This is a genomic window from Parasegetibacter sp. NRK P23, from assembly GCF_023721715.1.
Lineage (GTDB): Bacteria > Bacteroidota > Bacteroidia > Chitinophagales > Chitinophagaceae > Parasegetibacter.
This window is the reverse complement of record NZ_JAMDLG010000001.1, coordinates 1,568,142-1,588,795: the sequence shown is the minus strand read 5'-3', so window position 1 is coordinate 1,588,795 and position 20,654 is coordinate 1,568,142. Positions and strand designations below refer to the sequence as shown.

At 49.3% G+C, this 20,654-nt stretch carries 12 protein-coding genes and 1 tRNA gene; 4 read left to right on the top strand and 9 right to left on the bottom strand.

The genetic code is table 11. From position 1 onward, the window contains the following. Positions 1-43: 43 nt before the first annotated feature. From M4J38_RS06395 to M4J38_RS06360, 8 genes are all read right to left on the bottom strand, one after another. On the bottom strand, positions 44-1,753 hold the full coding sequence (locus M4J38_RS06395; protein WP_251758709.1) for a hypothetical protein: 1,710 nt from the start codon (positions 1,751-1,753) through the stop codon (positions 44-46). 858 nt (positions 1,754-2,611) lie between these two features. Beyond that, complete coding sequence (locus M4J38_RS06390; RefSeq protein ID WP_251758708.1) at positions 2,612-4,609, bottom strand: DUF2264 domain-containing protein; 1,998 nt, start codon at positions 4,607-4,609, stop codon at positions 2,612-2,614. Positions 4,610-4,733: 124 nt separating this feature from the next. Beyond that, entirely contained in the window at positions 4,734-7,145 is a 2,412-nt protein-coding gene (gene galA / locus M4J38_RS06385) for a beta-galactosidase GalA (RefSeq protein WP_251758707.1), read from the bottom strand. Between the two features lie 143 nt (positions 7,146-7,288). Beyond that, entirely contained in the window at positions 7,289-8,704 is a 1,416-nt protein-coding gene (locus M4J38_RS06380) for a c-type cytochrome domain-containing protein (protein ID WP_251758706.1), read from the bottom strand. A gap of 6 nt (positions 8,705-8,710) precedes the next feature. Then, the gene (locus tag M4J38_RS06375) at positions 8,711-9,622 is read right to left on the bottom strand and encodes a sugar phosphate isomerase/epimerase (RefSeq protein ID WP_251758705.1); all 912 of its coding nucleotides are present in this window, start codon (positions 9,620-9,622) and stop codon (positions 8,711-8,713) included. Between the two features lie 18 nt (positions 9,623-9,640). Further along, positions 9,641-11,143, bottom strand: coding sequence for a DUF1501 domain-containing protein (locus tag M4J38_RS06370; protein WP_251758704.1), 1,503 nt, complete (start codon positions 11,141-11,143; stop codon positions 9,641-9,643). A gap of 6 nt (positions 11,144-11,149) precedes the next feature. Continuing rightward, a complete protein-coding gene (locus M4J38_RS06365) occupies positions 11,150-13,846 on the bottom strand; it encodes a DUF1553 domain-containing protein (RefSeq protein ID WP_251758703.1) in 2,697 nt (898 codons plus the stop codon). Between the two features lie 202 nt (positions 13,847-14,048). Beyond that, positions 14,049-14,119: transfer RNA gene (locus M4J38_RS06360), tRNA-Cys, on the bottom strand. Positions 14,120-14,294: 175 nt separating this feature from the next. Between M4J38_RS06360 and M4J38_RS06355 the strand changes: the two genes are divergently transcribed. From M4J38_RS06355 to M4J38_RS06340, 4 genes are all read left to right on the top strand, one after another. Then, the gene (locus M4J38_RS06355) at positions 14,295-15,173 is read left to right on the top strand and encodes a nucleoside phosphorylase (RefSeq protein WP_251758702.1); all 879 of its coding nucleotides are present in this window, start codon (positions 14,295-14,297) and stop codon (positions 15,171-15,173) included. Between the two features lie 185 nt (positions 15,174-15,358). Further along, positions 15,359-16,141: a diaminopimelate epimerase gene (gene dapF, locus M4J38_RS06350; RefSeq protein WP_251758701.1), complete on the top strand. Its 783-nt coding sequence runs from the start codon at positions 15,359-15,361 to the stop codon at positions 16,139-16,141. 53 nt (positions 16,142-16,194) lie between these two features. Further along, positions 16,195-17,133, top strand: coding sequence for a magnesium transporter CorA family protein (locus M4J38_RS06345; RefSeq protein WP_251758700.1), 939 nt, complete (start codon positions 16,195-16,197; stop codon positions 17,131-17,133). 3 nt (positions 17,134-17,136) lie between these two features. Then, positions 17,137-17,598, top strand: a complete 462-nt coding sequence (locus M4J38_RS06340; protein WP_251758699.1) for an NUDIX domain-containing protein — start codon at positions 17,137-17,139, stop codon at positions 17,596-17,598. A 111-nt stretch (positions 17,599-17,709) separates the two neighbouring features. On the opposite strand, the gene M4J38_RS06335 is transcribed toward M4J38_RS06340, so the two are convergent. After that, entirely contained in the window at positions 17,710-20,580 is a 2,871-nt protein-coding gene (locus M4J38_RS06335) for a TonB-dependent receptor (RefSeq protein WP_251758698.1), read from the bottom strand. Positions 20,581-20,654: the final 74 nt, after the last annotated feature.

Below are 20,654 nucleotides of genomic sequence, written 5' to 3'. Positions count from 1 at the left end.
GCAAAGCACAAAGCAGTTGCGTGAAAACAATCGCGTTAAAACCCTACTTCCTCGAAGAAACAATCTCCATATCCGCCCACTGCCATGCCTTCCTGAAACGCTTATCCACAGCCTCTGCCGCCTCATTCTTCCCCTGCCCCTTCAGGCTATTGTACAACCCTTTCAACGCCCAGCCATTCTCCGGAAACGTAGCCAGATCTTCAAGATATACTTTCTCTGCCACCTCAAAGCGTCCTGCCTTCACCAGCCAGTGTCCCAATGAATGGCGCACGGAGAAGAACCAATCGGGCGGCTCGGTATAATTCAGGTTATCTTCTATTACAACGGCTTTTTTCAGCAACTCAAACGCGGGATCAAACTGATTTTCTCGCGCGAGCAATTCAGCTTCCAGTGTATATTCCGCGATCTGCGCCAGGTGTTGTGCGCTGTTCATGTCCCAGATGGAAAGTTTTTCCATGGCGGGATCTTTTACAAGTGCTTTCAGCGCGTTCAACTCAGTCCCGGCTTTACCTGTTTCTCCTTTAGCGGCATAGGCCATACCCCGTGCATAATGCCAGATAGCGCGGGGGTAAAGCAGACTTTTACCCGGCTGATCTAGTATCAGGATATCCTCCCATTTGCCCAGGTGCACGAGCACATAATAAGGAATGATGTAAAAATGTTGCACGCCTGTAAACTCCGCGAGGAATTTTTTGTCTGCTTTGCGGGAGATCATCCATGCCGCGTCAAGGGCCTTTTTGCTGCTGCCTTCAAAAAAAGCGCAGGCGGCCAGGAAATGAATATTGTGCGGGTAATACACCAGCGGTACCATGCCCTGCACTTTACACTGCGCGATATAGGAACTGTCGGCCAATACAGCGCGTTCATTCACCATTACCCCTTTGTGGTATTCGCCCATTCTGATATAGGTGTGGGAGGGCATGTGGACGAGGTGCGCCGCCGAGGGCATGGTATTTTCCAGTTTATCGGCGTAAGGGGTGGCCTTTCCAGCTTCTTTGGAGGCTTCGGTGGCGTGGATATAATAATGAATGGCACCCGGATGTTCCGGGTTGTTCCGGAGCATTTTCTCCAGCAGGGTTACTATTTCAGGCGTCCAGGGCTGGGGGGTACCATCTTTCAGCCACAGGTTCCAGGGATGCAGGTTCATGAGCGCGTCGGCCAGTAAGGTGCCGATGGTGATATCGTTGGGAAAACGCTGATGCGCCTCCCGCATTTTTTGCGCATATGCTTCATAGTATGGCGCCATATCTTTCTCTTCTTTCAAAGGAAACCTGGCGCGCATGGCATTGATGAGTGCCTGCTCCTGCCCGCTTGTGTTTTCCACATATTTCAACGCATTGGCAATGGCGGCATTGATCTCGTCCAGACTGCTTGGGTTTAAAGGCGCATTGTAATTCGGGCCCAACACCAGCGCCAGCCCCCAATAAGCCATAGCACAGGTGGAATCATATGAAAGTGCGGTTTGAAACGAACGGGCCGCTTCACCGTGGTTGAACCCGTAAGTGAGCGCCAATCCCTGGTTGAAGTACTTCTGCGCCATTTTGTTTTTAGTGGAAATCCTGTATTTGAGGTCCCCCAATCCCTTCAGCAAGGGCGCTTTTCCTTTGAGTAATGCCGCCGGATCAAAAGATGGTGCACAATAAATGTACGTGCGGTTTCGGTTGTATTCCGCTTCGGGAATACCATCGTGTTCTTTCACCCTGGCAAAGATGAAAGCCGCGACGGCCGTTAATAAGACAATAAATGTTTTCATGACTGCTGGTTGTTTGTTTTATAAAATCGTTTCGTCGTAAAGCCCATTAAAATCGGGCACAGGAAATTGGCTTCGGAATACCTCCAGTATCCATTTGTTTGAACTGCCCCCGAACAGGAGCAGCATAAAGTTGTTTTGCATGGCTAAATAATTTGATTAGAGGCCACAAATTTCAACCATAACGGAAGGGCACACAATCACCAAACGGTGTATATCTATTGCCCGGATACGGAGTTTGGTTTGCATCAGGATATGGATGAGGAAATGCCGATTTAGCTGCTCATCAGGATTCATGTCTCACACCTCTTAGAAGCGATAGGGCGAATCCTCCACTTTAAGTTCAGGCATGGCGGAAAGCAAGATGGTGCTGCTTCGCTGTTGTGGCCGCAAATGGTGACCATGATTGGCAAATTGCAAAGTTTGTAAAATATACGATAAGCTACAATCACCAAATCAGGTGACTGCAAAACAAAGACTTACCGTCCTTTATCTGATGTAGTTTTGATAGCCGATTCTCCATTTATACCAGCCGCCCTCTCCTAATACTCAGTAGCCCGATACCGGGATGTGGGGCAGAAGTGGTTGCATTTTCCCATTTATTAGAGGTTCAACCGGGTGAACCAGGAACTTTTCTCCAGTGAAAAGGCTATATTTCTGGTCTATAACTAAAGGTGCGCAAAGATTACATCCTTTGCCAGCGGGTAAACCACCGTCATTGGAACCACCATTGTTCCAGAACAGTTGGATTGCTTTAATTGGTAACATGGCACATGCAGGTATCAGGTTCCTTTGGCGTTATTTTCTGAAAAAGGAGATAAGGCAACTGTGCCCAACCTATCTCCAAAAGCGGGTATCCGTTTAGAACCGGATCTTCCGCACCACACCATCAAAGAAACGTAATTCAGCGGCTGCGCCATGCTCTCTTGCCGTTACTTCTACCGGGAGCAGTTCGTTCTTCCGCCATTTTTCTCCTGATTTTTTCCAGAGCATTAATGTCACGTACAACTGGTTGAGGGAAGCATTGTCCGTAGTTGTATGTGCGTTGATCACCTTACTTTCCTTGCTTACCGGGTGTACGCCAGTGGTGGCGATGGTTTGCATTTGCTGCCAGCCTGAAAGCGTTATCATAGCCAGCTGGTACACGCCATTGTCGATAATGTGCACGGTATAACCATTTACGTTTTTCTTTTTTTCTTTGATCTCTCCTTTAAGTTTGGGCAGCGCATAGTGCCCCAGCCTCATTTCAGCAGGGACCGAACTCGCATACCTGTCCACGCGTAATATACCATTGGGCAACGGCATTTCAGCCAGGTTCAGTTGAACCTCGCGGTTCGTTTCCAATACTACATCTCGGTAATAAACGCCGTCTTCAAATTTTTTAAAAGTGAACAGCCGTAAAGGTTCCCATTCCGCTTTGGCGTTCCTGAAAATATAGTTCATGGCCACCACACCGCTTACGCTATCGGCCTGCCAGGGGAACGCGCTGTTGTAAGAAAGCCGGTTGTAATTCTCGCTGGCGCGGAACTTCTCCCAGGACTTCTCATATTCCACATGACACCAGGCCCTGATTTCCGAGGCCCCAATGTTGAGATAATCGGTAATCAGTATTTTAGAACTGTCCTGGAACTTATTGTACACCTGCCCTTTCTTCATTTCCCCAGCCCAGGCACCTTCGTTTTCCGTTTCGGTCCAGAACCTGCTGTTCTTCGGGATGAGTAATCCCAGGAAAGCCTTTCCCATCCAGTAAACACTTCCCCTGCAACTGTAAGATTGTACCGTTGGCTCAAAGGCACCGTAGAAGCCAAGTGTGGGCACCTGATCTTCCAGGAAAGATGGGTTTTGAAGGAACTGCAGCAACGTCCCGGAAGCAATTCTGCGCATCCAGCCATAATTCACACCCGGATCATCCTTCATGCCCATCAGTGGGAAGGGCACAATGGCCCCAAACCGATACGCCATACTTCTGCCCCACATGATCATTTCCCCGTTCCTGCTGAACAGGTAGGGGTAGTTGTTTTTCACTTCACTGAAATTAGCAGCGAATCGCTCGGCGTATGCCGGGTAATATTTTTTACCAAAGAATTCCGACCACAAAGGCGCGTACATCTGAAAGGCCCACATGCTGTAATAATCATAAGCGGGATTATCATTGTACCAACCATTGCCACGGTAATGCTCCAATGTTTTATCGAGGTACTCCGTGAGTAATTTTTCGTTTACGGAATAACCTTTATCCTTGAAAAAACTCAAGACGAAGATGTTGAAGAACTTCCAGTTGGAAGGAACGGTTGGACCATCGCCATAACTGATCATCACTTTCGCGAGGGCATCCTGTTGTGCTTTGGTAAGTGGTTGCCAAAGTAATTCAGGAATAGCGAACAAAGACACCGCTAACGCGCCGAACTCCACCAGTGTTTGCGAAGGGCCGCCGTTTTTTGCGCGGGGTTTGATAAAAGTAATGCTGTTGGAATCCAGCAGTTTCCCGATGTGTAACCTGTAGTAATCTGCTACGCGGATATTTTTAATGGTAAGGTTAGAATCTTCCTTCAGCAATGGCACAGCCACGAATAAGGTGCGGCAAAGGCCCTCCAGCATTTCAGTAGGCGTATGCACACCATTGCGCGGATAACTCACCCCTGGTTGTTTGGGAAACACCATGGGATCGTTGATGGCGCTTACATGCGTGAACGCGCCATCCAGCAGGTAATGCGCCGCATTAAGCCAGTGCTGGCGCATCATGCCAGTGAAAGGACTTTTGGCAAAGTCAGGTTGCTCTACGTTAAATACTTTCTGCGCAATAGTGTAACCGGAACACATGAAAAATACAATGCCGGTAAGTATGCTACGAATATTCATTTTCATCTGATTGTTCCTTTCCTTGAATTATTTTTTCTTTTATTGACTTACTCCTTTGCCGCAGCATGGCAGCACACAAAATTACTGCTATTGCTCCTGCCCAAACCAGGTAAGCATTCCATGATCACTTCACCTCAAAACTTATCATCCCTGCTTTTATACCAGCCGATTTCGCCTCAAGTGTTATTTTTCCAACTCCTTTTTCCACCTGCACAATCACCTGACATTTCCCATTGAACAACTTCCGTTTCCAAACTTCTCCTTCACTATATTGGTCCGGCTCATGACTACTTGGATCTCCATTGCCCACTCCAATGATTTTACCAGGGCCGGATAATGTGAAAGTGACGAGTTCATTCACATCCGGCACGGTTCTTCCTTTTGCATCTATCACATGAATATTAACGACAGCAGTGTTATTTTCGCCCTGATCTAACATAGTGAATTCCGACTGAAGGACGAGTTTATCGGGCGCACTGGTTGTTTCCACCACTGCCTTATTTTTTTTTCCCTTCCTCCATCCTATCGCTTCCAGCTTTCCAGCTTTGTAGGGAACCATCCATTTCAAATGCCGGTTCCGGGGCATATCTTTTTTTCCAAAGCTTTTCCCGTTCAGGAAAAGTTCCACCTGTTCCGCATTTGAGTTTACCCAGACTTCTATTGGCTCCCCTTCTCTTCCCTTCCAGTTCCAGTGTGGGGAAATGTGTACCACATCTTCATCACTCCACCAGGATTTGTAGTAATAGTAGATGTTTTTAGGAAAGCCGCACACATCCATCACGCCGAAATGGGAATTGATATTGGGCCATTCGTAAGGCGTGGGTTCTCCCCGGTAATCGAATCCTGTCCAGATGAATCCCCCCATCCAGTAATCATTCACGGCGGCGAGCGTCCACCATTCTTCAGCTGTACTTGCCCACCAGGGAGAAGTGATGTCCTGGTCCGGCACATAAGCATTCACCGTATCCACCTTGTAAATACCACGTGTGGTAACGGTGCTCCCCATTTCCGTTCCTACAATTGGCTGGCCGGGATTATCTCTGTGGTAAGCCGCTACAGCAGAATCCCTGTAATTAAACCCGCGAACAGGAATTATCTCATTGATTCCCCGCCGGAAGTTCGCAAGGTCAGCCGCGTAAGTACTGGTGCGTGTGGGATCAAGTTTTTGTTGGAGCATCAGCAACGATTGTCCGATCCTTCTGCCGAAGCTATTGGTTTGAACATATCCTTCTTCATTTCCGATGGACCACATAAAAACAGAGGGATGGTTCCTGTCGCGGCGGATCAAACGTTCCAACTGGCTGGTGTACTCCGGACTGCTGTTCAGTAAACGGTGTTCATCCATCACCAGCATCCCCAGGCTGTCGCAGGCATCCAGCAGTTCAGGATTCGGCGCGTTGTGACTAGTACGGTAGGCATTGGAGCCCATTTCCTTTAACCGCCTTATCCTGTAGTAGTGCATGGCATCAGGAAGCGCTGTCCCAATGCCGGCATGGTCATGGTGGTTATTGGTCCCCTTCAGTTTCACCTGCTTTCCGTTCAGGAATAATCCTTTGTTCGCGTCAATGGTGACCGTCCGGATACCGAATCTTTGTTTGATGGAATCGATCACTTTTCCTTCCTGCTTCACAACGGCTATTGCACGGTACAAATATGGATCTTCGATTGACCATAACCGGGGGGTATTCACCGGAATGTTCTGTTCAACTTTTTCTGTCCCAAGTATTCCGAGGGCAACCGGAAAAGCTGCGGAACGTGCCATTTCCCTGCCGTTCCGGTCCGTGATGTATACCTGCACTGAAACATCTGCAGGTGTCAATGCTTTATTCACCAGTTCAGTTTCCACTGTTACAAGCGCATTGCTTCCTTCGTGCTTTGCATGAACGAAAACGCCATTTTCACGGATATGCGTATTGTGGTATTTGTTCAGCCATACATGCCGGTAAATACCCGCGCCTTCATAAAACCATCCTTCATATTGTGTGGCATCCACGCGCAACACGAGCAGGTTTTCGCGGTCGTAGTGCAGGTAATCCGTTACGTCAAAAGTTTCACCCACATATCCGCTTTCATTGTTTCCTACGTAAAATCCGTTCAGCCATATTTTCGCATCCCGGAAAATACCATCAAACTGAATGGAAAACCTGTTGCTGGAATCCGCTCTTGCAACAGTAAACTTCTTCCTGTACCAACCAATACTGGTTTCGGGAAACAACCCGCCAACAGGTTTGTAACCATGCGCCAGTACATCATTGTTTTTTACGTTAACGAAAGGAAGCGCTACGGCCCAATCATGGGGAAGATTTACATTTTTCCATTCCCTGTCATTGAACTTAGCCTCTATCGGCGTTTTATCCGCCCTGCCTGTTTTGGCAAAAAGGTTGGCTATGCCATAATTAAAGTCTTTCGAAGGATCACCCGCATGCCCAAAATGGAATTTCCACCCATCATCCAAAAGCCTGCGCTCCCGCGGATTCGTTTGCGAAAAGCCAGCAAAAGCTAATAAAACGGAGAGTAGAAAACTAAGTATACGCATGATCTTTTAAGTTCAAAAATTTTGATGTACGATTTTGTATTGACGCTATTCCTATATGTTGTAAATGATTTTGTAAAGTTATGCGATGCCTTCAAAAACCACTATCCGTATTTTAACGGATCGGTTCCATTATATGCATATTGCTATTCTTTTTTATAAGGTGCAGATAGCCGTTCCGTGTCTGATGCGAGTTTGGGAAGTATATAACCACCTACCTCTATCTTAACGCCAGGAAATTCTTTATGAAGCGCCTGCACCTCTTCCTGCGAAACATTTGTCTGGAATACCGTTATTTCACGGAGCGATGGCAGTCCCTTTAAAGCCAGCAGGCCTTTTGCAGAAACTTTTGTACCGTGCAAATTGATGTATTTCAACGATGGAAACCTGGTGAGTGCTTTCAACCCCGCATCTGTAATCGCAGTATGTTCCAGGCCTAACCTTACCAGGTTGGGCAGCACAGGCATCGTTTTCAATCCGGCATCGGTAATCCGTGACCCGTTGAAATAAACAAATACGAGTTGTTGCGATAATGGCGCAAGCAACTTCACTTCCACATCACCAAATTCCGGCGCGTTCAGGCAACGCAGCGAAAGATAATTACCTGATGTGGAAACCGGCATCAATAAAGCGCCCGTCTTTTTTATTGCCTCTATATCTTCTTCCGGAGCCTGCGGCACGGTTGAGGTTGGAATATCTTTGTCCGGAACATTTTTCGATTCCTGCACGTCCCCGGTTTCTCCCTGCAATGCCGTTAGCAAAGCCTGTTCTTTTTCATCCGCCTTCAATGCTTTCACTTTCGCGGTGAAAGAAGCACCTTCCCTGATCCACCACAACAGCAACTTCAGTTCCTGCTCCGTGATTTGTGGTTTTCCTTTGGGCGCCATGTGTTTTTCATCACTCACCGGAAGCAATACGCGCCGGATGAGTTCGCTTTTTTCCACATCCCCGGCAACCAATGCGGCACCTGTTTTTCCACCTTTCATCAGTAGTTCCGGTGTATGTAACTGAAGGCCGCCTTTCTTTTTACCCGCATTGTGGCAACTGGTACATTTTCGTTGAAATATGGGTTCAATCACATCAGCATATGCAATGGCTTCGTTGATGTCTGCTATAGGTTTAGGAGCATCTTCACCGGTTTCAGAAACCGCTGCCATTAGAAAATCCGCGCCATGTGTGAGCGTTCCGCCATAATGCCCCGCGCCTGTCAGCAGCAGGAGTATAAGCCCGCCTGTTACCAACTGCCATTTCTGTGCCCGACCGGTTTTGCTCAGCCAATATCCCCCTACCGCCAATGCAGCCGTGGCAATTCCGAGCCACTGGTGCAAAGAAAGTGTGGTTTCATCATAACCGCCACTTTGGGATAGCAGATAGCCGGAAATACAGGAAAGAACAGCGCCTGCCGCTCCAACGAGCCAGGTCAGCGGAAGCGCTGCACGCAGCGGTTTGAAACGCGGACGCAGGGCCAGGAACTGGAAGAACACCGCCAGCAGTAATATGCCAATGGGTAAATGGACCAGCAAAGGATGGAACCTTCCTATAAAAACGAGGCTGTTGTTCAATGTGTACTATTTATACCTTTTTTGCAAGAGGTCCTTCATGTAAGCGTTGATCTCCCATTGGTTGCCGATTTCCTGTTTGGTATAAGGAAGCGTGGGCATATAATTGGCCGGGCCAAACTCCGTGGTGAACGTGATGAAGGGTGCTTTTTTCCTGGTCCGTGCCGCTACAACGGCATCCCACCAGGCAAAATGTTTCTCCACCACCCTGCTCCATTCCGGTGCGCGTGGATCGTTTACCTGCGGCCCCTCCTGGTGGCCGATACGGGCATGTATATGCGCCGTTCTTTCTATTGCAAGCGCCACCGCTTCCGGCTGGTCGTCGAGCAACGACTCGTGCACGTTGCACCAATGCGAGATATCTAATGTCAATTCAAGGGAAGGAACGGCTTCAAGGTAGTTCCGGGCAATGTGCGCAGCGAAAAGCAACCTGGAACGGTGCGTTTCATGGTAAATCGGGATACCGGTTTTTTGCGCGACTTCCTTTGTATGCGCATAAATCTTTTTGCCCTCTTCCATCGGGAAATAATCTCTTCCGCTGTGGCAGTTGATGAACAATGGTTTCATGGAAGCGGCATAAGCGAGGTTCTGCTCAAACTGTGCCAGGTGCTTACTGAAATTGCTTTCAGAGGCGCCCGCGAGAAAAGCGAATTTCAATTCGTATTTCCGGACGGCTGAAAGAAAAGCATCTTTTTCATTTTCCGGTGGCGCCCACACTTCCACCCCATCGTAGCCCGAGTGCTTCGCCGCGTTGCAAAACTGGTCCCAATTGCCTTTAAAGCCCCAGTTGGTAGCCAATACATACAATGGAACGGCGGATGGAATTTTAGGGACATCTTTTGAGAAAAGCGTGGAAGGCAACAAAGCACCGCTGCCGAGCACTGTTGATTTCGCGATAAAATCTCTTCTGGAAACGGACATTCGTAGAGGGTTATGGGGTCAGGCAATAATTTGTTTGATCACTTCTCCTTCCACATCGGTGAGCCGGAAGTTTCTTCCCTGGAAGGGGTAGGTCAGTTTTTCATGGTCGAAGCCAAGCTGGTTGAGGATGGTGGCTTGCACGTCAAACACGGATACCCTTCCGCTTACCGGCGCATAACCGATCTCGTCCGTTTCTCCATGGGTATGTCCTTTTTTGATGCCGCCTCCGGCCATCCACATGGTGAAGGCCTCGGTGTGGTGGTCCCTTCCTTTGAAGGGCAATGTTTTGCCGTTGCGGTTTTCCTGCATGGGCGTTCTGCCGAATTCTCCACCCCATACCACCAGTGTTTCGTCCAGCAGTCCTCTTTGTTTGAGGTCGAGGAGCAGGGCGGTGATGGGTTTATCGATCTGGCGGCACTTGTTGATCATACCCACATCAATGGCGAGGTTGGCATCGGTGCCGTGCGCATCCCATCCCCAATCAAACAACTGGACGAAGCGCACACCTTTTTCCACCAGCTTCCTGGCGAGGAGCACATTGTTGGCGAAAGACAGTTTTCCCGGCTCAGTGCCATACATTTCGTGAATATATGCAGGTTCATCATTGATGTTCATCACTTCAGGAACGGATATCTGCATTTTATAGGCCATCTCATACTGCGCGATCCGGGAAAGGATTTCGGGGTCTTTGAACTGTTCGTATTCCAGTTGATTGACTTTATTGATCGCATCGATTGACGCCTTACGCATTTCACGGTCCACCCCATGCGGATCTTTCAGGTACAGCACCGGTTCTCCTTCCGAACGACACTGCACGCCCTGGTAAACGGAGGGCAGGAAACCGCTGCCCCAAACACTTTTACCGGCATCGGGATTGTTACCGCCGGAAGTAAGTACCACAAATCCCGGAAGGTCGCTGTTCACAGAACCTAACCCATAGGTGGCCCAGGCGCCGATGCTGGGTCTGCCGAGCCTCGGACTTCCCGTATGCATCAGCAGTTGGGCGGGTGCGTGGTTGAACTGATCGGTATGTACTGCTTTCAGAAAGGAAACTTCATCGGCCACGCCGGCAAAATGAGGCAGGTGTTCTGAAACCCAGGCGCCGCTTTGTCCACGTTGCTGAAAACTGGCCTGCGGACCCAGCATTTTGGGCACGCCTCTTATGAATGCAAAACGTTTTCCTTCCAGCAAAGAAGCGGGACAATCCAATCCGTCGAGTTTCATAAGGTCGGGCTTGTAATCGAAGAGTTCCAGTTGGGAAGGAGCGCCGGCCATATGCAGGTAGATCACCGATTTGGCCCTGCCCGGAAACAATGGCGGTTTCGGTGCGAGGGGGTTGGAAAGGTCCATGATACCCGACGACGTATTCCCGGAGAAAAGATCGCAACCATTGAGGAGCGATCCGAAGGCGAAAAGCCCCATTCCCGTGGCGCATTGCTTCAGGAAATGCTTTCTCGTCTGAAACTGCATTCCCAGTTTCAGCGCTTCTTCATGAATATTATCCGTTGGTTTCTTTTGCATGCCACATCAGGATTTTGTAATGAATTCATCCATATTCAACAAAGCGTTCGCCACCAGTTTCAGCGCCTCCTTTTCTTTCTCATCTCCTTTCCCCTCCACAGCATTGATTGCCTTATGGTAAAGCGCTTCAAACACGGCTCTTTTTTCGATGGAAATTTCTTTACCCATGGCCATACGGTAACCGGCTGCGATGCGTTCCTTCAATTGCCTGCCGCTTTGGCTCATCTTTTCCGCAAGTTTTTCCGCCGCTTCCACATACACGGGATCATTCAGCAATACCAATGCCTGTAAAGGTGTGTTGGTGCGTATTCTACGTGCGGAGCATACGTTTCTCGCGGCCCCGTCGAAAGCGATCATGGAAGGATATGGGCTGCCCCGCTTCCAGAATGTATAGATGGCCCGCCTGTACTGGTCCTCCCCTTCGCTTTTGGTCCATTTCGCGCCGTCCCAGGGTGCCAGCCAGATGCCATCAGGTTGGTAAGGCATTACACTTTGTCCGTACATTTTATAAGACAATAAACCACTCACGGCCAGCGACTGGTCCCGTATCTGTTCCGCACTCAGCCGCACCCTTGCGCCCCGTGCCAGGAAACGGTTATCGGGGTCTTTTTCCACGTCGGCGGTACGCAGTTCCGCCCGTTGCCTGTAGGTGGCCGACATCACCATTTTTTTCAGCGTTTTCTTTATGCTCCATTGGTGGTTGTGCATGAACTCCCAGGCCAGGAAATCGAGTAGTTCCGGATGTGTGGGAGCGAAACCTTGTGAGCCGAAATCCTCCACGGTTTCCACGATTCCTCTTCCGAAGAGTTGTTCCCATAACCTGTTCACCATCACACGCGCCGTTAAAGGGTTTTGTGTACTGGTGAGCCACCGGGCCATGTCCAGCCTGGTTTTGGGCGTATTCCCTTTCAGGGCGCCCAGGTACACCGGTACATTGGCCTGCACTTCTTTTCCTTTCACCAACCAGTTCCCTCTTTCAAAGAGGAAACTTTTCCGTTGCATGTTTTGGGGAAAATCCACCATAACAGGAACCACTTCTGAAGGGGCATTCAGCAAAGCAAGGTATTGTTCTTCCGGGAAGTCTGCCGGAAAAGCGGGTGCAAAACTGAACCAGCTGAAATTTACCCCGAAGCTTTCCGTATTGCCTTTCAGTTCAGGCGTAGCATATACAAAATACAGGTCATGCGTGCCCTGCACCGGCGGGACATCAAAGCGGTGTATCTCCCAACGTTTGGTGGCGGGAAGTTGTATGGTAGTGAGGATAGGCCCGTTCGCACTATCGAGCCTGATCTGCCATTGCGCCTGTTTGAAACCAGTAGCATACCGAACGATCAATTGGCGGGCACCGTCCAGGTTTACCTTGCGCAACCTGGCCGTACTGTTATTGCTCATGCCCAGCCATTTTGTATCCAGCAAGGCGGCACCGTTGAAATCGTCGCAGGTGACTGAATTATAGGCGGGCTGGTAGGTACGCAGGAGTTTGGTCCAGTATCCGGATTGAGCTTTGGGGTACGCCTGTTTCATCCAGGCAATCAGCGAATCGGCACGAGCGCTGTCTGCGCCGTGAAAGGAACGCAGTACCGGATAATCTTCATACGAATCCTCGTCTCCGGATTGGTTGAAGAAAGCGAGGAAAGTATAATAATCTTCATGAAAGAAGGGGTCGTAGGGGTGGCTATGGCATTGCACGCAGGAGAAAGTGGTACCCAGAACGGCTTCCCAGGTGGTGTTCACACGATCCATGAGTGCGGCGTTCCTGAATTCTTCGTTATCGGTACCGCCTTCATCGTTGGTTTGTGTATTGCGGTGAAAGGCGGTGGCGATATACTGCGCATCGGTGGGATCCGGCAGCAGGTCGCCTGCCAGTTGTTCTACCAGGAACTGGTTGTAAGGCATATCACTGTTGAAAGCATTGATCAGCCAGTCGCGGTAGCGCCAGATGGGCCTGGCACCATCCCTTTCATACCCTTTGGAATCTGCATAACGGGCGAGGTCCATCCATACCGCGGCCCATCGTTCACCGAAGCGGGGTGAGTTCAGCAATGTATCCACCAGTTTCTCGTAAGCGTTGGCGCTATTGTCTGCGAGAAAAGGAGCCTGTGCTTTTTCAGGCAGCGGCAACCCGGTAAGATCGAGGCTCACCCGCCGCAACAAAGTGCGTTGATCCGCTTCGGGAGAAGGTTCCAAGCCATGCTCCTTCATTTTATCGAAAGTAAAAAAGTCGATCTCATTGCGGGCCCATTCTTTTTTAGGGGAGAAGAAGGAAAAGAATCCCGGTTCGGGCACTTCAGGCTTCTTCACAGGGAGGTACGACCAGTGATCGTCCCAATGCGCGCCCTGGTCGATCCATTTTTCCAGCAGGGCTATTTCTTCTTTGGAAAGCGGATCGGCATTCATGGGCATCCTGGATTCCGGATCGGGATGCGATAGCCTTTTGATGAATTCACTGGCCGAAGCATCGCCGGGGACGATGGCCGGGTGACCACTTTCAGTTTTTTGCAGCGCCTGTTCACGGGTAAGCAGTCCGAAGCCACCGCTTTGTTTTACACCGCCGTGGCAAGAGATGCATTTCTTATTGAGTAATGGTTTCACTTCTGCATTATAATCCACCTTCCGGGAATCGCGGAAGAAAATCCCTGCAATAACTGCAATGCCTGCTAAGGCGATAATAAGTTTTATGGTCCGGCTGGTCCTGATGTTCATATAAGCAACGCAATTCCCTTTAAAGTTAGGGGCTTTTAAGAAATGGCCTTCCTGTACTATCCTAGTGGAAAAAGTACAGCTTAAAACAAATTACGGCTTTAAAAAAGAGTAAAGCAACGCAAACGAATGCGTAAAAAACGGTGGGTTTATGGTGCTTGATGCCTAAAAACAAAAATGACCACCTTTCAGTGATCATTTTCTGAGGTCCCGAGCGGATTCGAACCGCTGTACGAGCTTTTGCAGAGCTCTGCCTAGCCACTCGGCCACGGAACCATTTTTTAGATTCTGCCTATCCGCCAGGTGGCGGACAATGGAACCATTATCCTTTGCAGGACGGCAAAAGTAGGAGAATTTCCGGAAAACAAAAAAACTCCTTCCAATTATTTGATAAACAATAATATGAGCCATCTCCCAAAAAACATAATTTTGTGCTACTTTAACGCACGTTATGCAAAGGATTGGCGATTCCGAACTCATCATCAACGCACGCGGCGCCGTGTACCACCTCGACCTGAGGCCGGAAGAACTGGCCCCAACTGTTATTACCGTGGGCGACCCCGACCGGGTACGCGAAGTGAGCAAGCATTTCGACAAAGTGGAATATACCCGCCAGCACCGGGAATTCGTGACCCATACAGGGTTTATCGGCGACAAAAGCATCTCGGTTGTTTCAACCGGGATCGGCCCCGACAATATTGATATCGTACTCAACGAACTCGATGCGTTGGTGAACATCGACCTGGAAACACGAACCATCAGATCGGAAATCACCACGCTGGACATCATCCGCATCGGTACTTCCGGTTCGCTCCAGGAACATATTCCCGCAGATAGTTTCGTGGCCTCCACCCATGGGCTGGGCCTTGATAACCTCCTGCACTTCTACCGCCACGAAGAGCACGAAGAGGAAAAACAATTGTTACAGGCTTTTGTTACACAAACGCAACTGCACCACCGCGTGGCGCATCCTTATATTTCAGGTGGGGCACCGGGTCTGCTGAAGAAGTTTGTGGGGGAAGATTTTCACCATGGCATTACGGTTACCTGTCCGGGATTCTACGGTCCGCAAGGCAGGATCCTCCGCCTGGGGCTGGCACAGCCGGAACTGATCAACAGGCTTACCAGTTTCAGTATGGGGCCACACCGCATCACCAATTTCGAAATGGAAACATCGGCCATTTACGGGTTAGGGAAAATGCTCGGTCACCGCTGCCTTTCCCTCAGCGCCATCGTGGCCAACAGGGTAGCCAAAACCTTCACCAAAGACGGGCAGGGATTGATGGAAAAGCTGATTAAGGAGGCGTTAGAGCGAATCTGTAATCCATAATTTTGAATGATGGATGTTGGATGATGGAGGCCCGATTGCAGTATGTTGCTTTAAATTTGAAATGAGAAAGAAATTTGTTTCGTAAATATATTGTTGAATAAAACCGTGATACAGCGATGCCGAATAATGAATCCGCCTAAAAACGAATTCCGTTCATCATTCAACATCCAAAATTCAAAATTAATATGCACCTCAGCTTCTATAAATACCAGGGTACCGGGAACGACTTTGTGATCCTCGACAACAGGGACGGTAAATACGATACACTCTCTAACGAACAGGTGCAGTTTCTTTGCGACCGCCGCTTCGGCATCGGGGCGGATGGACTGATGTTGCTGAACACTAAAGAAGGTTACGATTTTTACATGAAATATTACAACGCCGATGGCCGGGAAAGCACCATGTGCGGCAATGGCGGGCGTTGCCTGGTAAAATTCGCCTGGGACCTGGGGCTCCGGAAAAGCAAGATACATTTCCTCGCCGTTGATGGCCCGCACGATGCCGTGGTTACTGAAAAAGGCTGGGTAAACCTCAAAATGATCGACGTGCATGGCGTGAAGGAATATTTCGGTGACCAGATCCTCCAAACCGGCTCTCCGCATTACGTGAAGATCGTGCCCAGCGCGGATGAGATCAACGTATTCGAAGAAGGCCGCGGCATCCGTTACAGCAAAGACTTCGCTGCTGACGGCATCAACGTGAACTTCCTCGAGATCACGGGCGACGACAGCATACGGGTCAGAACTTACGAACGCGGCGTGGAAGATGAAACCTATTCCTGCGGAACAGGGGTAACAGCGGCAGCCTTGGTGGCCGCCCACAACGACAACGGCTTCAACCGCGTGGAAGTCTCTACCAAAGGAGGCACCCTCAGTGTTGAATATGATAAACATGGGGAAGAAGACTTCTCCAACATCTGGCTGTGCGGCCCGGCGGAAAGGGTATTTGAAGGAAGCATTAGTATTTGAATATAAATTTTGTAGGATAAAATTCATCCTACAAAATCCAAAATTAACCACCATTGATCCAGTATTTCAAGATAGTTGACAGCCAGACCTTCGCCATCGACCGCGCCGAAAAAGGCGCCTGGGTGAACGTATTGCCCCCGCTTAAGCAGGAAGAGTTTACCGAGCTGTCGGAGAACCTGGAAATACCGCTCGACTTCCTCACCGACTCACTGGATATCGATGAAAGAACACGTTTCGAAGAAGAAGACAATGTGAAACTCATTGTAATCAAAACACCTACCGAAAACAACTCTTTCAACGACAGCGACGCGTACTACATCACCATCCCGATCTGTATTATCTTAACCCATAACCAGATCGTGACCGTGAACTCCTTTGAGAACGCGGCCATCAAAAAGTTCCTCAATACTTTCCAGAACCGTCACCCCGATAAAAGGAATATGATGGTGCTGAAGATCTTCGAAAAAGTGGTGCAGAACTTCCTCGAATACCTGAAAGAAATCAACCACCGCCGCAACCTCCTGGAGCAGAAACTCTACGATGCCAACCGGAACGAAGAACTCCTGCAACTGATGCGGATACAAAAAAGCCTGGTGTACTTTGTGACAGCGCTCCGCTCCAACGAACTGCTGCTCGTAAAACTGGAACGCACGAATTTCCTCGGTCTTAATGAAGAAGAGAAAGAATTCCTGAACGATCTTATCGTAGACAATTCACAGGCCCTTGAAATGGCGAATATCTACTCCAACATCCTTACCAGTACACTGGACGCCTTCGCCAGCATCATCGCCAACAACCAGAACGAAGTGTTGAAAAGGCTTTCCGTGATCACGATCGTACTTTCATTCCCGGTACTGGTGGCCAGCATTTACGGCATGAACGTACCCATCCCCTACGCCGATTCTCCCTTCGCTTTTTATATTCCCGTATTGTTGTCCCTCATCATTTCACTGGTGGTGGGCTGGTTTTTCCTCCGTAAAAAAATATTCTGACCCATGCCGCTTTTTAATGTACGTGTGTACGGTATTCTCATCAACGAAAACAAGCAGGTGCTCGTGGCCGATGAATACATCCGCGGCGGGTATTACACCAAGTTTCCCGGTGGTGGCCTGGAATTCGGGGAAGGAACCCGCGACTGCCTCGCCAGGGAATTTATGGAAGAGATGAACCTGCGCGTGGAAGTGCTGGAACATTTATATACCACCGATTTTTTCCAGATGAGCGCCTTCAATCCGCAACACCAGATACTGTCCATTTATTACAAAGTGAAAGCGCTGGAACCCATTACGGTAGCGCTTCGCGATACGCCTTTCGATTTTGATGAAACGCAATTGAAAGTGTATGAGTCCAAAAATGAAATTGAAACTTTTCGTTTTATCGACTGGGAAATGTTTTCCAGTGCATCTGTGACGTTGCCGATAGATAAGGTGGTAGCGGAGTTGCTGAAGAAAGGGTGATTTACCCGCTGTGCAATTTTTCTGCAAAACGTTACGCCGTAGCGTCGTTGCGAGAGATTGTATTTTTCTCGCAACGACGCTACGGCGCAACGGCCATAAATGAAATGCTTCCTAAAACACGTTATACCCGAAACTCACATAATATAGCCCACCCACTTCAGGATTACCAAAAGCGCTTCTGTAATACTTATTCAACATATTAGAGGCACCAACCTTAAAGAGATTCTTCGTTTTCGGGATACGATAACTCAACTGCGCATCCATAGTACCGTAGGAAGGAATATTTCCTGTTCCGAAGGTACCTTCCCAATACACTTTATCCTGCCAGCGGTAATTTACATTGAATCCGAACCCATTGGAGAAATCAGGGTTCCCGAAACCCAGGTTGAACCTGTACTTGGGGGTATTGAAGAAAGTAACGAGTCCATCGGGTACATCGTTGAGTTCATCGCTGGCGAAGTTGCCGTTGAAGGCGTAACCTTTGCCCATGCGGTATTCCATGCTGATGCCGTAGCCGATTGATTTCACGTCATCCGAACTGTTTTGCGGATAGGAGAAATTGTTGGAGAATGGTCTGGCGGGAATGGCGAGGTTGGCGATGGAAGCAGGTGTATTGTTCTGGGGCTGGATCACGGCCACTCTTCCGATGAAGTTTTTGTAGATGCCGTAGTAGGCGTACATATCAATCAGGAACTTCTTACCATACAATCCTTTGTATCCAATTTCATAGGAGTTGGATGTTTCCGCTTTCAGCGGAGAGAAGGTGTACGGCACAAGAACGGCAGGATTCAGCGTTTCCCTGAAGCGACGCACACTGGCCGCATCGTAAGGCGCATTGGATGCGAAATTGTATTTTTCAATGCTTTCAGCCAGTCCACCGATCAGGGTGGAGGTGCCGGTAAACAGGTCGATGTACTGGTCCTGCGTCGAAGGGAAACGGTAGGCGGTCTGGAAGCTGGCGCGCACATGACTTTCTTCCGCCACTTTTACCACGGCCGAGAAGCGGGGTGTGAAGCGCCCTTCAAAATTCTTACTCTTATCGTAGCGCACCGATCCGGTAAGTTTCAGCACATCGTTCAGCAGTTTTTTCTGGATTTGAAGGAAGCCGCCATATTCACCTATTTTGATAGCGCCTTCATCATCGTTAAACAATGTACCCTGCGAGTTGAGGATAAACTGGCGGTAGTTGCCACCGACAAGTACGTCGGCAAACTTCACGTATTCGCTCAGGTTCAGTTGCGCATCGTATTGCCACATATCGGTTTTATCCACGAACAGTGCACCTTGTTGTGAAATGGGTACTCTTCTCAGCCGGTCATAGGCACTTTCAAATGCTTCAGATCCGGGCATATAGCGTCCCTGGTCGGCAAACGCACGTGCCACAGCATGTGGATTGGGCGCGGCGCTGCCCACGGCCTGCAAGTAAGCGCCAATGTATTGCGGATACCAGGAACCCGCGAGCGCGGCGGCTGAACTGGTACTTAAACTAGGCTTCCAGGCTTCGTTGATATACGCTGCAAGCGCTGTAGTATTGTAAGATTCACCCGCATTTTCCTGGGTCGTGTATGCACGCACGAACCAGTTCTTTCCTTTTACTTCAGCCTTGTACTGACCGATTTTCAGGTTACGGAGCGAATACCTGTCGGCACCCGTGTATACTGTTGTGCCCGTTCCCCAGTAAGCCAGTAAGGAAGCTTCAATGTTGGGCGTTATATTATAATACAGTCCGCCGGAGAGCTTCACATTATAAGTGCCGTAGTCCACCATATCAGGTTCGTTGTAACCCGTTCTGGAAACGTTCTGATCGGGGATAAGGTTGTTCTGAAGGCCAAGGTAGAATGGAGAAACACCACTTCCCGCGCTTCTGAGAAACGCGTCAATTTGAGTGGCCGTAGGCATATTTCCTGTAGCCTGCATGTATTGCGCGACATATTGTTGCTGCGCCGTTCCCACAATAATCGAAGAAAGCGTTCTCATATTGAAGGACACTTCATCTCCATACACATTCACCCCATCGTAGTTAGGGTCCGAACTGCGGTCACCATTTTTGATGGCGCTGAACACATTGTTGCGATCCAGGTTGCGGAAGTCTTCAGCCTGCCAGTCGCGGGCCTGAATGTACTGGGCGGAGAGTTTGAAGGCGAATTTGTTGTTGAAGGCTTTTCCATAGCGCACGGCCCAATCGTAGTAAGGTGAGATATCGCGCTGACTTCCATCCGTGTGCATGGCCCCCTGCTTGATCTGGAAACTCAGCCCCTGGTAGCGGAACGGATTCTTACTGTTCATCAGCAAAGTACCATTCATACCACCGGAGCCATAGAGGGCGGAAGATGCGCCTGGCAGCAGCTCCACGCTTTCCACATCCAGTTCGGTCATACCGATCACGTTACCTACGGAGAAGTTCAGTCCAGGAGCCTGGTTGTCCATCCCGTCGATGAACTGGTTAAAACGGAGATTACCACTGCCGTTGAAACCGCGGGTACTCACGGTGCGAAAGGTCAGGCTCGAAGTGGTCATATCCACCCCTTTCAGGTTGGCCATACCCTCATAGAAGTTGGGCGCTGGCATATTCCGGATGGTAGCGGCATTCACCCTTTCCACCGTCACCGGCGATTCGAGTATACGTTCGGGTAACCTTGACGCGGCCACCACAATTTCTTCACCGATAGTGGCGCCTGGGGTAATGGTGACCGAGAGTTCCTCTGTAACCGAGGTTACATTCACTTCTTTTGTTTCAAATCCGATGGAGGAGAAAACAAGTATAAAAGGAGGTTTCTGGTTGGTGGATAACCGGAAGAAACCTTTGTCGTCTGTGAAGGTGCCAATCGTCGAGCCTTTGATGGTCACGGAAACTGCGGATATGGTTTCATCGTTGGAAGCATGCTTCACGGTTCCGGAGATGGTGGCAGTCTGCGCAATGGCGGCAATCGAGAAAAAGGCAGTCATCATCAGAGCGAAGGCGTAACGGAGGCTCTTTCTCATAACTGTAGTTTTTGTTTAGGTAATAAACATACTTGAATTTACAATTAGTTTGCCGTTGCATGAAAAAAATATTT

Excerpts from the sequence above, each read along its gene's own strand:
- M4J38_RS06395 (WP_251758709.1), bottom strand. The coding sequence starts at position 1,753 with ATGAAAACATTTATTGTCTTATTAACGGCCGTCGCGGCTTTCATCTTT.
- M4J38_RS06390 (WP_251758708.1), bottom strand. The coding sequence starts at position 4,609 with ATGAATATTCGTAGCATACTTACCGGCATTGTATTTTTCATGTGTTCC.
- galA (WP_251758707.1), bottom strand. The coding sequence starts at position 7,145 with ATGCGTATACTTAGTTTTCTACTCTCCGTTTTATTAGCTTTTGCTGGC.
- M4J38_RS06375 (WP_251758705.1), bottom strand. The coding sequence starts at position 9,622 with ATGTCCGTTTCCAGAAGAGATTTTATCGCGAAATCAACAGTGCTCGGC.
- M4J38_RS06370 (WP_251758704.1), bottom strand. The coding sequence starts at position 11,143 with ATGCAAAAGAAACCAACGGATAATATTCATGAAGAAGCGCTGAAACTG.
- M4J38_RS06365 (WP_251758703.1), bottom strand. The coding sequence starts at position 13,846 with ATGAACATCAGGACCAGCCGGACCATAAAACTTATTATCGCCTTAGCA.
- M4J38_RS06355 (WP_251758702.1), top strand. The coding sequence starts at position 14,295 with ATGCAAAGGATTGGCGATTCCGAACTCATCATCAACGCACGCGGCGCC.
- dapF (WP_251758701.1), top strand. The coding sequence starts at position 15,359 with ATGCACCTCAGCTTCTATAAATACCAGGGTACCGGGAACGACTTTGTG.
- M4J38_RS06340 (WP_251758699.1), top strand. The coding sequence starts at position 17,137 with ATGCCGCTTTTTAATGTACGTGTGTACGGTATTCTCATCAACGAAAAC.
- M4J38_RS06335 (WP_251758698.1), bottom strand. The coding sequence starts at position 20,580 with ATGAGAAAGAGCCTCCGTTACGCCTTCGCTCTGATGATGACTGCCTTT.